The 11,390-nt window shown below is 36.8% G+C and carries 15 protein-coding genes; 11 read left to right on the top strand and 4 right to left on the bottom strand.

Features of this window, described 5'->3' with window-relative positions; all coding sequences use genetic code 11:
• Nucleotides 1-544: 544 nt before the first annotated feature.
• From mgtE to BEN26_RS06035, 4 genes are all read left to right on the top strand, one after another.
• Nucleotides 545-1,909, top strand: coding sequence for a magnesium transporter (mgtE, locus tag BEN26_RS06050; RefSeq protein WP_069798432.1), 1,365 nt, complete (start codon nt 545-547; stop codon nt 1,907-1,909).
• A gap of 952 nt (nt 1,910-2,861) precedes the next feature.
• A complete protein-coding gene (locus BEN26_RS06045; protein WP_181482216.1) occupies nt 2,862-3,005 on the top strand; it encodes a hypothetical protein in 144 nt (47 codons plus the stop codon).
• A 17-nt stretch (nt 3,006-3,022) separates the two neighbouring features.
• Entirely contained in the window at nt 3,023-3,163 is a 141-nt protein-coding gene (locus BEN26_RS06040; RefSeq protein ID WP_161937302.1) for a hypothetical protein, read from the top strand.
• A gap of 98 nt (nt 3,164-3,261) precedes the next feature.
• Nucleotides 3,262-3,372: a sporulation protein YjcZ gene (locus BEN26_RS06035; protein ID WP_181482215.1), complete on the top strand. Its 111-nt coding sequence runs from the start codon at nt 3,262-3,264 to the stop codon at nt 3,370-3,372.
• Nucleotides 3,373-3,826: 454 nt separating this feature from the next.
• Here BEN26_RS06035 and BEN26_RS06030 read toward each other — a convergent pair whose 3' ends face one another.
• The gene (locus tag BEN26_RS06030; RefSeq protein WP_399168065.1) at nt 3,827-4,888 is read right to left on the bottom strand and encodes a TIGR04053 family radical SAM/SPASM domain-containing protein; all 1,062 of its coding nucleotides are present in this window, start codon (nt 4,886-4,888) and stop codon (nt 3,827-3,829) included.
• Nucleotides 4,889-5,099: 211 nt separating this feature from the next.
• Here BEN26_RS06030 and BEN26_RS14095 point away from each other — a divergent pair, with 211 nt between their 5' ends.
• The 5 genes from BEN26_RS14095 to BEN26_RS06010 are packed head-to-tail and all read left to right on the top strand — an operon-like array spanning nt 5,100 to nt 7,340.
• Nucleotides 5,100-5,351, top strand: a complete 252-nt coding sequence (locus tag BEN26_RS14095) for a DUF2249 domain-containing protein (RefSeq protein WP_069798434.1) — start codon at nt 5,100-5,102, stop codon at nt 5,349-5,351.
• A 6-nt stretch (nt 5,352-5,357) separates the two neighbouring features.
• Nucleotides 5,358-5,573 (top strand): DUF2249 domain-containing protein, encoded by a 216-nt coding sequence (locus BEN26_RS14090; protein WP_069798556.1) that lies wholly within the window; start codon nt 5,358-5,360, stop codon nt 5,571-5,573.
• A gap of 1 nt (nt 5,574) precedes the next feature.
• On the top strand, nt 5,575-6,816 hold the full coding sequence (locus BEN26_RS06020) for a hypothetical protein (protein ID WP_069798436.1): 1,242 nt from the start codon (nt 5,575-5,577) through the stop codon (nt 6,814-6,816).
• An 11-nt stretch (nt 6,817-6,827) separates the two neighbouring features.
• Nucleotides 6,828-7,130 carry a metal-sulfur cluster assembly factor gene (locus BEN26_RS06015; protein ID WP_069798438.1) on the top strand — a complete coding sequence of 101 codons (303 nt, stop codon included), beginning with the start codon at nt 6,828-6,830 and terminating at the stop codon, nt 7,128-7,130.
• Nucleotides 7,131-7,163: 33 nt separating this feature from the next.
• Nucleotides 7,164-7,340: a hypothetical protein gene (locus BEN26_RS06010; RefSeq protein WP_181482214.1), complete on the top strand. Its 177-nt coding sequence runs from the start codon at nt 7,164-7,166 to the stop codon at nt 7,338-7,340.
• An 80-nt stretch (nt 7,341-7,420) separates the two neighbouring features.
• Here the strand turns inward: BEN26_RS06010 and BEN26_RS06005 are convergent, their stop codons facing one another.
• Genes BEN26_RS06005 through BEN26_RS05995 form a run of 3 tightly spaced genes read right to left on the bottom strand, consistent with a single transcriptional unit; the run spans nt 7,421 to nt 9,460 of the window.
• Nucleotides 7,421-8,113, bottom strand: coding sequence for a Crp/Fnr family transcriptional regulator (locus BEN26_RS06005; RefSeq protein ID WP_069798440.1), 693 nt, complete (start codon nt 8,111-8,113; stop codon nt 7,421-7,423).
• Between the two features lie 13 nt (nt 8,114-8,126).
• The gene (locus tag BEN26_RS06000) at nt 8,127-8,708 is read right to left on the bottom strand and encodes a 5-formyltetrahydrofolate cyclo-ligase (RefSeq protein ID WP_068724915.1); all 582 of its coding nucleotides are present in this window, start codon (nt 8,706-8,708) and stop codon (nt 8,127-8,129) included.
• Between the two features lie 29 nt (nt 8,709-8,737).
• Nucleotides 8,738-9,460: a YwiC-like family protein gene (locus tag BEN26_RS05995; RefSeq protein ID WP_069798442.1), complete on the bottom strand. Its 723-nt coding sequence runs from the start codon at nt 9,458-9,460 to the stop codon at nt 8,738-8,740.
• Nucleotides 9,461-9,604: 144 nt separating this feature from the next.
• Between BEN26_RS05995 and BEN26_RS05990 the strand changes: the two genes are divergently transcribed.
• Together BEN26_RS05990 and BEN26_RS05985 are read left to right on the top strand one after the other, a co-directional pair.
• Nucleotides 9,605-10,720 carry a histidine kinase gene (locus BEN26_RS05990; protein WP_084818749.1) on the top strand — a complete coding sequence of 372 codons (1,116 nt, stop codon included), beginning with the start codon at nt 9,605-9,607 and terminating at the stop codon, nt 10,718-10,720.
• Entirely contained in the window at nt 10,713-11,372 is a 660-nt protein-coding gene (locus tag BEN26_RS05985) for a response regulator (RefSeq protein ID WP_304650434.1), read from the top strand. The genes BEN26_RS05990 and BEN26_RS05985 overlap by 8 nt, the downstream gene beginning before the upstream one ends.
• The last annotated feature ends 18 nt before the right edge of the window (nt 11,373-11,390 follow it).

Below are 11,390 nucleotides of genomic sequence, written 5' to 3'. Positions count from 1 at the left end.
GAGTGAGGAGCAAGCGTGGATGTGGGCGAATACAAGAAAAGGCTATTGGCGTACTGCTCATAGCCCTATCTTGACAAAAGCCCTATCTAACGAGCGATTTAAGCGAGCTGGATATCTAAGTTTTAGCGAGTGTTATTCTGCGAAGTGACGTGTAAACTTTGGAAGCGCCGTATACCGAACGGTACGTACGGTGCTGTGGGAGGTCGGCTGGTCAAATAATGGCCAGCCTCCTACCCGATCTCAACTACCAATTGATCTTCGTATTCTCTAACTTCCCAACCTTTCTCAAATAAATGATCCATAAACTATACATATCCCCCATGACTTATCGATCTTACCTTTACAGATAAATGCTTGTTCGTTATGATAGGAGTGTTGAAAAAAAATAAACTCTCTTCTTTTTTGAAGGGTTTATTGAGGTGACGAAGTTGAAAAGTGACCCGAGTCCTAGGTGTATAAAATTAAATATGGATGTAGAGGGTAGCTTTATTTCAACTTGATGAACAGGATAAATAAGCTCCCTCTACAGAATGGAGGGAGCTTTATGGTTATTTTAGATGAAACAAACAAAGAAGAATTTTTCCGAGAATTAGTCCGCTTCATTGAATTAGGTCAAATAGAGCTATTTCGAAAAGATTTTTTTGATCTGCACGTTTATGAGCAAACCGAGTTTTTTCAAGGATTAAATGAAGAAGATCAAAATAGACTTTTTCAATTTTTATCTCCAGAAGAGATGGCAGATATCTTTCAGCATCTGCCGATTAAGGAACAGAAGATCATCTTTGGACGTCTTGAACCGACCTATGCTTCTGCGATGCTTGCACAGATGTATGTGGATGATGCTGCAGACTTTTTAGGTGAATTGGAAGTTGAAAACCAAGACCAATACCTTAAATTATTAAATGTTGAAGAAGCAAAGGAGATTAAAAGCTTACTCAACTATCCAGAGGATACAGCTGGTGGCTTGATGACAACTGAATATGTGGCCATTCCAGCATTTTATACTGTTCAACAGGTGATTATGCAACTGAAAAAAGAAGCCCCAGATGCAGAAACAGTCTATTATTTATATGTGGTTGATGAGGAGCATCGATTAGTTGGGGTATGTTCATTAAGAGACTTAATCATCGCAGATTCAAGTGCACTCATTAAAGATATCATGTCTGAACATGTTGTGTCTGTTTATGTCGGACTAGATCAGGAAAAAGTTGCCGATATTGTTCAGAAGTATGATTTTTTGGCATTGCCTGTCATCGACGAACAAGAACGTTTAGTAGGGATTGTTACGGTTGACGATGTAATGGATGTCATGAGTGAAGAGGCGACAGAAGACATCTCGAAGTTTTCGGCGATAAATGGTCATGATCTTTTTGATACGAATTCTTTCGAGTCAGCCAAACGTCGGTTACCTTGGCTAATTATGCTTCTTTTTATTGGAATGGGAACCGCAACGATTATTGGTCACTTTCAGGCAACATTACAGCAAGTAACGATTCTAGCAGTCTTTATCCCGTTAATAGGTGGTACAGGAGGGAATGCTGGGACTCAAGCCTTGGCTGTCGTGGTAAGAGGATTATCTATTGGAGAATGGGAGAAAAAGGATCTATTACACATGTTAAGAAGAGAGCTAGGGACTGGATTAATTACTGGTACAGTTGCTGGATTGATGATTACCTTAATCACCTATTTTTGGCAGGGTAATCCGATGTTAGGCCTTGTTGTTGGTTTATCCCTATTCTGCACTTTGGTTGTATCAACTTTATCTGGAGCAACGATTCCCATTTTAATTCAACGTTTAAAGATTGATCCAGCTGTTGCTTCAGGACCATTTATTACAACGATTAACGATATTGTGGGGATGATGATTTATTTTGGAATAGCAACGTTATTTATGAGTTTCTTATTATAGGTTATCCATATGTCATTTAAGGGTTTGTATATTCCATAAGCTGCGACATAGCGTGACTAGCAGCTTTAGCTGTGTAGCACGACTTGTACACTTTGTGTGCCTTCAGAAGTGCCCTTTTCTCCGTAATCTTTATTCATAGAAGGGTACGGATGACGGAGCGCGATGGAATATACAAACCTTTTTTCATTATTATGGGACCCCAAAAAAGTAATCGGAATACGCTTCGAAGGAGGTTGTTACTTTGGTGGGCAATCTTGTGCGGATTTTTTATGTAAATGGTTGAATAAACAAGCGTAGAACAATTAATCAACATAAACTATGAATAATCCTAGAATAGAGAGGAGGATATATGCTTATGCCTAGAGTAAACTTTTTTGGAGGTTTTGGCTGGATCATCTGGATTATCATTATCTTCATTTTTATTTGGTTATTGTTGGGTTTGTTCTAAAAAACTTGCGCAGCGCCATAAAAAGATATTAACAATTCAACATTTTCTAAAGAAAGGAGGAAATTTTTATGGCGCATCTTAATTTAATAGGATTTGGTTGGATTGGGTGGATTATTATCATTTTTATTTTTATCTGGATTTTCTTTAAAGGAATCTGGATTCTATAGGGTATTTACACATTTTTAAAAAAGATAGGCTATTAAACTATACAAGAATCATGGTTTTTTCATAGGTTATAGTACAGAGGACAAATAAAAGTTCTCGACAGAAAGCAATGAAAAGTTAAAAGGAGGGGATTTTTTATGGCAGATGGATACAGATGGGGAGGATATAGAACATTGTTATTGTTCATCCTTCTTGTAATTATTTTCTTCTGGTTTGTAGGCGGTATTTGGTGGTAGTAACTAGAGAAGGGGAAGGATGATCCTTCCCCCTTTTTTAGAAGTAAAAAAAAGGATAATTGTTTTCTCTCTATCCAGGTAATTTTGAGAGGAGGGGAAGATGTTGACTGCAAAAATAAATCAAGCAGGCTATGGATGGTCTTGGATTTGGTTGATCATTATAATCTTCCTATTTTTATGGATATTCTGGAAGTTTACAGGGTTTGGTTATGGAGGGTATGGCTATAACGGATATGGATGTTTTTAGTGAAAGGGGGTGAAAGCATGGCAGCTAATACGAACTTTTTTGCTGGAGGATGGTCCTGGATTTGGTGGATAATCATCATTTTTCTCTTTATCTGGCTCTTCTTGGGCTTTTTCGGTGGTTGGGGCGGTTATGGATACGGAGGATATGGCTATTACTAGGTAAACCCCTATTTTTATTGTAAAGAGTACAAATAACTATACAAGTTAGATACCTTTTTCATAATGTATGGTAGAAAAATGAAAAGGAGGGATAGTTAATGGCCAATGGTTGGGGATATGGATATGGATACGGAGGATATAGAACATTGTTATTGTTCATCCTTCTTGTGATTATTTTCTTCTGGTTTGTAGGCGGTACTTGGTGGTAATAGGGAAGGGGGGAACTTTCCCCCTTTTTCTACACCACAACAGAAACTCTAATATAAATAAGGTGGGTGTAATTAAATGGCTGACGGATACGGATGGTATGGATTCAGAACCTTATTATTGTTCATCCTTCTAGTAATTATCTTCTTCTGGTTTGTTGGTGGTTTCTACTTCTAAAGTAGAGGGGGATTTTTCCCCTTATACATAACAAAACTCAACTGTTATGTGGCTCTCTTGAGTTGATTCTCAGATAGCTTCTTTTTGACAAAACCCTCCTCTAAAAAAGCCTGCATGCATTTGCAGGCTTTTTCAAACCCCACAAAAGTAATCGAAGTACGCTTTGAAAAAGTCGTCATTTTTGTGCGTTTTCTAGTTAAAAAAGAATCCTATAGTTCACTAACTACCCTGATATATGTCTATGTAAATGAATAGGCATATGTTACAAAAAATTTATTGCTATTTTTGTATATTGGGTTGGTATATACAGAATGGATCGCTTTCCAAATAATCCCCTGTGACCGCATATGCTCGTGCTCTTGAACCACCACAAACCTCTCGATATTCACAAACTCCACATTTTCCTTTGTATTGGTTTGGATCACGTAAACTAGTAAAGATCGGAGAATGACGATAAATATCGGCTAAAGGAATATTTCTTACATTACCAGCAAGTACGGGCAAAAAACCGCTTGGGTAAACATCACCGATATGGGAAATAAAGACAAAACCTTTACCATCGTTGATCCCGGCAGCTCTACCAATATTGTCCCTTACTTTTTTAATCTGGGAATTAATTTCTTCTGCTTGTTGTTGCATGACATATCGGCGATAATGTGGAGCTGCTGTCGTCTTAATATCAAAGGAAACTTTTGATTTTAACTGATGTAACCATCGAAATACTTCTTCATGTTGAACTGGAGAAACCATATCTTTGATTTGTCCTCGGCCAGTTGGGACTAAAAAGAAAACACTCCATAACTCTGTACCAAATTGCTCAATTTTTCGCGCGATGTTTTCTAAGTCATGGATATTAAAACGGCTCACAGTGGTATTGATTTGGATTGGCATTTCTAGTTCCATTAGATACTGAATACTCTTCATCGTTAATTCATAGGAACCCTTTGTACCACGGAAATAGTCGTGAATTTCAGCAGTTGAACCATCAAGGCTAAAAGCCCATCTTGCAAGGCCTACTTCTTTTGATCTGCGCATCGCTTCCTTGGTTACTTTAGGGGTTGCGCTCGGTGTCATCGATACACGTAGTCCTTTGTGAATCGCATATTCCATAAATTCAAAAATATCTTCTCTCATTAAAGGATCGCCACCTGTGAAAACGAGTAAAGGGCTTTCCATTTCAGCAATTTGATCAATTAATCGTTTCCCTTCTTCTGTTGTTAACTCCCGAGAGTCACGGTGATATTGTGCTTCTGCTCGACAATGCAAACATTTTAACGCACAGGCTCTTGTAACTTCCCAGATCGTGATAAAAGGAGCCTGATTATAATCGGGTATGTACATTACGACCACCTCTTTTTCATCTCTAGAAAAATTATAAAATAAACTTTGCACTATCACTATGATAAAAATCACAGACACGGTAAAAATTCCAAAGTAAACTAATGGTAACATTAGAAGACGGGCAGAGGCAGTACGGTGACTTATGGGAATCGGACCCTTAATGCTACTTAGCTGATGAAGAAATAGGAATTATGTAAAGGAGAGATTAAATATGGCAGTAGAAGCGATTCGTAGTGGAAATGTAGTAGAGTTAGATGTAAGAGAGATGCAAAAAGCAAAGGAAGAGCCATTTCATGTAATTATGGATGCTGTTGACACATTACAACAGGATGATCAATTTATTTTACACGCTGTGATCAATCCAATCCCTTTATTAAATGTAATGAAAGGAAGAGGTTTTGCAAATACGGTAGAACAACTTGAAGAGGATCATTGGAAAATCACCTTTACAAAGGAGATGTAAGAGATGTTGGTATTAGATAATCGTGGGCTTACACCGCCTGAACCCATGCAACGAACCTTAAAAGCACTAGAAGAATTAAAATCAGGGGAACAATTAAAAATTATCAATGATCGCAAGCCGATGTTTTTATTTGAGGAACTAGACCAAAAGGGCTATACCTATGAAGTAACGCCGAGAGAAGATAGCGGTTTTGAAATCCTCATCACGAAAAAGGAGGGTTAAGATGAACCCTTTACCTTCTTCGATGGGAGATATTAAGTTAAGCTATCGGTTTCTCATCATAGGCATCCTCAGTTTTCTTTTTTATTTGATTTTTTTTTACCAATCGGCATTTACATTATCTGAAGGGATCTACCATGCAAATGATATATGGGTGTTAGCACATACCTTTATTCTTGGTTTTCTGATCATGGTTGTAATGGGTGTCATGTATCAGTTGGTGCCGGTTGCTTTATTTGTTTCGATCTATAGCAATCGCTTAAGTCGAATTCAATTTTGGACTTATGTAACAGGGGTTATCGGCTTAGTCTACGGCCTGTGGACAGTTAATACTGCCTGGATGGCCTTGTTCGGTAGCCTTGCTTTTACTGGGGTTTTGCTATTTGTACTCAACATTTTTCTTGGTGTTGGCAAAATCCCTAGCTGGAATATGATGTCGGTCATTATTGTAACAGCCGTTTTCTATCTTTTTATGACCGTATTATTTGGGCTATTGCTCGTCTTAGATTATCAGTATGGTTGGTTTACAAATGTTCATGAACAAATTTTTTATTCTCATATCCTTTTTGGGACAGTGGGTTGGTTAACCTCGGTCATTATCGGATTTTCGTATAAAATGGCACCTATGTTTTCCTTAGCCCATGGTTATTCAGATCAATATGCAAAGTGGATTTATTTGGCCATTCAATCAGGAATCATCCTAACGGTTACAGGAATCTTTGGGGGTTGGACAAGTTTAATTCTTTTTGCTTTCGGATTGCTTTTGGTTGGATTTTTACTTTTTGCTTACCAAATCAAGCTAATTATTAAGCATAAAATGAAGTCGAAATTAGATATTGGCTTTCAGGCCGCTATTTATGCTGTTTACTTTGCGGCAGGATTGTTTAGTGTTTCACCGATTGGCTTTTTCTTATTTAAAGAAGCTTATTTACTCCCATTTGCTTACCTTTTCATCATGGGGTGGATTGGTTTTAGCATTTTAGGCTATCTATTTAAAATCATACCCTTCTTATGTTGGACAGATAAATATAGTGAAAAAGTGGGAAAAGAAAATGTGCCCATGTTAAAAGACATGGTGGATGAGAAAAAAGGAAAATGGGCATTTCTTCTACTCTTTATTGGATTGATTGGCAATGCTTTAGCGATTGGGGTTAAACTCCCCATAGGAGTTATCATCAGTAATAGTATCATGGTGATGGGTGGATTTCTCTATTCATATCTGGTACTTCGAATTTTTAAAATGTAGGAGGAATTAAAATGGTGACCGTTGAACAAGTACGTGATGTATTACAAGCAGTTTATGATCCAGAATTAGGTTTAAACATTATTGAGCTTGGTCTTGTCTACGATATTCAAGTATCATCAAAAAATGATGTGTATATAGTAATGACCTTAACAACACCAGGTTGTCCATTACATGGCAGTATTACTGCTGGAGCAGAATCAGCCATTCGTTCTATTGAAGGGGTAAATAACGTCGATGTAAATTTAGTCTGGCAACCAGCTTGGTCACCTGATAAAATGACTGATGAAGCAAAGAAAAAATTAGGAATGTTTTAAACTAGTAAAATGATGAGAGGAAGGAAGAGAAAGATGAAAGTATTTTATGATTTAAAAACAACAGCAGATTTAAAAGAGATTAAAGAAATGTTAAAACCTTTTGGAGGACGTTGTGCAAAAATAACCGACGGTAAATTAGAGTATCAAATCAAAGAAGAAAAAGAACAAGAAGCCCTAGAGGCACTTAAAGAAAAAGGAATTGTTGGATAATCATCCTTTTCCGTAGAAAATGTATTTTGTACACCAAAGAAAGAGGCGAACAACGGACGCTATGTACAAAATACATTTTTTCAATTAATATAATTCTTTAATTCTTCCAGATCTTTAATTACAATTTCCCCTCGTTTCATGGTTAGGATCCCATTTTTCTCTAAAGTTGACATCATCCGATTTACATTCTCCCTTGCCGCTCCAATAAAATTAGCTAATTCTTGGTGGGTAAGAGTTAATTGAATAGCAATCCCTTCTTCGGTCTTCACACCATATTCTTCTGCAAGACGAACTAATGAAGCAGATAAAGCCCCTAACTTTCCATATAATGTAACATCACGTAATTTGGATTGAGCTTGATGGAGACGTTCTCCCATGATCTGAATAATAGAAATTCCAATCTCAGGATAACGCATAATAATCTGTTCAAGATCTTGATTTCTAATGATGACAACCTCACCGTCTTCAATCATTTCAGCGGTGGCAGGATAGATCGTTTTTCTAAATAAGGCAACCTCTGCAAAGAGATCACCAGGTTTTCGTATATGTAAGATGAGTTCTTTTCCATCAGGTGTTGACTTGGTTAAGCGAACCTTTCCTTTGCGAAGGAAATAAATGGCATCTGCTGGATCGTGTTCCACGAATAAAACCGTTCCTTTTCTTACAGTTCGCTCAACAAGGGCATTTTTTAATAATTCTTTATTTTGCTCTGACAAATCTGCGAATAAGGGAATTAAGTTGATGATTTTTTTTGATGCATGTGGGTGTTCCATCAGAAAAACTCCTTTAAAAGTTTTTGTAAACCCATCCTTCTTCCGTCATGATTCCATCCATTGGAATATCCCACTGGCTTACATGCCAATGTTCTCTAACGATTTGCGATTGAAAGGCTAGACCAATTTTAGGGACTAAAGGGTTTAAGGTCTCTAGAAAACGATCGTAATAGCCTTTTCCGTGACCAATACGGTTTCCTTTAGGGTCAAAAGCAACACCAGGCACGATGACTAGGTCGATTTTCTTCGGATCAACAGGACGAATCATTTCTTTTTTTGGCTCACGTAGACCAAAATATCCTTTTTCAATCATACTTAAACCTGTTATTTGACTGGGGAAAAGCGTTGTATCTTTTGGATTGCATACTGGCACCGATACGACCTTTTGTAAGTTGATGGCTTTAGAAACAAGGTCATCTGTTTGAACTTCGTTTTGATAACTCATATAAGTCATAATATGTTTGGCTTGATAAAAGATAGGAGATTCAAATAAATGTTCAAGTATTTTTCTAGAGTGTATGGTAACCTCATGTGGATCTAGCTTTCTTCGTTTTTCTAAAAAAAGTTTGCGAATTTCTTCTTTAGTAGTTGTCAAAAAAGTCACTCCTCGTTTCAGGTTTTATTTCATTTTACACTTAAGACGACAAAAATGATAAACCAAATCGTATTGATAATTTCAAGGATACCGACCCTTTTAGGCGTTAAAGGGGCTCCAGCACGTGTTGATAGTGTCTTTACCATAGAAAATAAGTAAGCCAATATCAAATAGAACTCAGAAAATAAGAAACCCAATAAAGGGAGGAATATCATATAGAGATTAGTGACCCATTTAAAACGTTTGTTTTCTTTCTCACGATATAAAGTTTTGACAAATAGCGCGGTTCCAAAGAAAAAGAGTAAATTTAACAACCATAAATAGTAGGCTCTCTCATCTAGTTGATGACTACCGATATAGTAAGACGCAAGCAATGTTGACGTAAGCGATACCATTGCGCTGAAGTCATTGAATAATGCCCTTTCTTTTTTCTGCTTAGCAAAATATAGATTGATCAAAAAGAAGGGAATGATCATTAAAATAATAGAAAGTAACTTAGGAAACCAAATAAGAAAAGGGATGCTAAGAAGGAATGAAATGGCTAGATAGGTAAAGGATAACTTCCACCACTCTTTCCGATCCGAAGGCCTTTTAATCCCTTGCAAAAAAGGAGAAATTGATATATATGCAAAAAAGATACTAATAAAGAGAAGGATATGGAACCAGTGAAAATCGGTAACAAGAAAGCCAATGATATAGGGTGCAATCCACATTGCCCATGCGCCATGCTCTTTAGGTAGAATTAATTTCATAGCCTTTTTTTCTCCTTAAAATGTTATATTTTTGTTATAATCATAATTAAGTTTATCAATATAATTATATTGTTTCAATTTCATTTGCGAATTTTTTTTACTTATCACAAAAATTGTTGGACATGAAAGAAAGGTAGTCATTTAATGAACGAACTCATCTTATTTTTGGGCACCATTTTTTTATCTACTATTTTTTTTTATACCATTTATCGTAAAGACAAAGCGATAAGAGCTGATCGGGAAAGATTACTTACTGTGTTTCAACATGTTTCAGATGGAATTATGGTTTTAGATGAACAGAAGAATATAGTTGAAATGAATGATACTGCTAAGGAGTTGCTTGGAGGCGAAATCGTACCAGATATTTTCTGCAATATCTGTCAAGACACGAATGGTAAATTAAAAATTTGTGAATATGATAAATGTTTTTTAAACCACCACAAGCTATCCTACTATGAATTGCAATTAAATCATAAAAATGATTCTAAAATTCCTGTTTCAATTAGTACTTCAAACTTTTTGGGAGCAGACCAAAAGCCTTTAACCATCTTGTCTATTCGAAATTTGAGCGATTATCGCAAAAAGGAACAGAATCGGATCCATAATATGCTTGCTGCTTCCATGATTCGTGCGCAAGAAGAGGAGAGAAAACGCTTGTCGCGAGAATTACATGATGGGATTGGACAGTCGATTTTTAGTGTATTATTAGGATTAGAATATATGCAACCGATTTTAAAAAGTGAAGAAGCAAGACAGCATTTGGAACAATTAAGGGTGACGACAAAGCGAACTCTAGAAGAAATTAGACATATGGCTGTTGAATTAAGGCCTTCTGCCTTAGATGACTTAGGGTTAATTGCTGCACTTAAATCATATATAAAGACGTTTGGTGATACATTCGGAATTCAAATTAATTTTGAATATTCAGGGGACAAGGAACGATTAGCTTCCAGCATTGAAACTGCATTGTATCGAATTAGTCAAGAAGCATTAACCAATGTAGCCAAATATGCAGATAGTGATCGAGTTGATTTAACGATGTGCAAAAAAGAAAATGAAGTGGTTTTGAAGGTTAAAGATTATGGAAAAGGATTTTCAATGGAGGATATCGGGCGTCATGATAAAGGGGTAGGTTTATACGGAATGGAAGAACGAGCTTCCATGTTGGGGGGGACCTTCCATATTACTTCTCAACTAGGGAAAGGGACAGAAATTGAGGTCCATATTCCTTTACAAAAGGGGGAGGAGAAGATTGGATAAGATCAAAATCTTATTAGTGGATGATCATGCAGTGGTTCGATCTGGATTAATGATGTTAATGAATGCCCAAACCGATATGGAGGTTGTAGGGGAAGCAGCTGATGGAAATGAGGGGATTAACAAGGCATTGGAACTAAAACCAGATGTCGTGTTAATGGATCTCAGTATGCCACATGGAAAAGATGGCTTTTCCGCTACTGCAGAATTAAAAAAAGCGATGCCTCATTTATCAGTCTTAATTCTAACAATGCATGATGACGATGAGTATCTTTTCCGTGGATTAAAAGCTGGCGCTTCAGGTTATATTCTAAAAAGTGCACCAAGTCAAGAATTGTTACACGCCATTCGAACGGTTCGTAAGGGAGAAGCTTATCTCTATCCCACTGCTACAAAACGGTTAATTGAAGGCTATCTAAATTTTGCAGAAAAGGAAGAACAAGATTCATTAGATTTACTATCTTCTCGTGAGAAAGAAGTCTTGTCCTTTGTTGCCTTAGGCTATTCTAATAAAGAAATTGCTGATAAGCTTGTTATTAGTGTGAAGACGGTGGAGAACCATAAAGCAAAGATTATGGAAAAACTACAGCTCACCACTCGCCCACAATTAGTGAAATTTGCGATTAAAAAGGGTTTACTTGATTTGGATGAGTGAAATGATCACTTTATGATT

This window comes from Tepidibacillus sp. HK-1 (assembly GCF_001748485.2).
In the GTDB taxonomy this organism is placed as follows: Bacteria; Bacillota; Bacilli; order Tepidibacillales; family Tepidibacillaceae; genus Tepidibacillus_B; species Tepidibacillus_B infernus.
Note: the sequence above shows the minus strand (reverse complement) of the source record. Positions and strands in the feature narration are given on the sequence as shown.

Excerpts from the sequence above, each read along its gene's own strand:
- mgtE (WP_069798432.1), top strand. The coding sequence starts at position 545 with ATGGTTATTTTAGATGAAACAAACAAAGAAGAATTTTTCCGAGAATTA.
- BEN26_RS06040 (WP_161937302.1), top strand. The coding sequence starts at position 3,023 with ATGGCAGCTAATACGAACTTTTTTGCTGGAGGATGGTCCTGGATTTGG.
- BEN26_RS06035 (WP_181482215.1), top strand. The coding sequence starts at position 3,262 with ATGGCCAATGGTTGGGGATATGGATATGGATACGGAGGATATAGAACA.
- BEN26_RS06030 (WP_399168065.1), bottom strand. The coding sequence starts at position 4,888 with ATGTACATACCCGATTATAATCAGGCTCCTTTTATCACGATCTGGGAA.
- BEN26_RS14095 (WP_069798434.1), top strand. The coding sequence starts at position 5,100 with ATGGCAGTAGAAGCGATTCGTAGTGGAAATGTAGTAGAGTTAGATGTA.
- BEN26_RS06020 (WP_069798436.1), top strand. The coding sequence starts at position 5,575 with ATGAACCCTTTACCTTCTTCGATGGGAGATATTAAGTTAAGCTATCGG.
- BEN26_RS06015 (WP_069798438.1), top strand. The coding sequence starts at position 6,828 with ATGGTGACCGTTGAACAAGTACGTGATGTATTACAAGCAGTTTATGAT.
- BEN26_RS06010 (WP_181482214.1), top strand. The coding sequence starts at position 7,164 with ATGAAAGTATTTTATGATTTAAAAACAACAGCAGATTTAAAAGAGATT.
- BEN26_RS06005 (WP_069798440.1), bottom strand. The coding sequence starts at position 8,113 with ATGGAACACCCACATGCATCAAAAAAAATCATCAACTTAATTCCCTTA.
- BEN26_RS05995 (WP_069798442.1), bottom strand. The coding sequence starts at position 9,460 with ATGAAATTAATTCTACCTAAAGAGCATGGCGCATGGGCAATGTGGATT.
- BEN26_RS05990 (WP_084818749.1), top strand. The coding sequence starts at position 9,605 with ATGAACGAACTCATCTTATTTTTGGGCACCATTTTTTTATCTACTATT.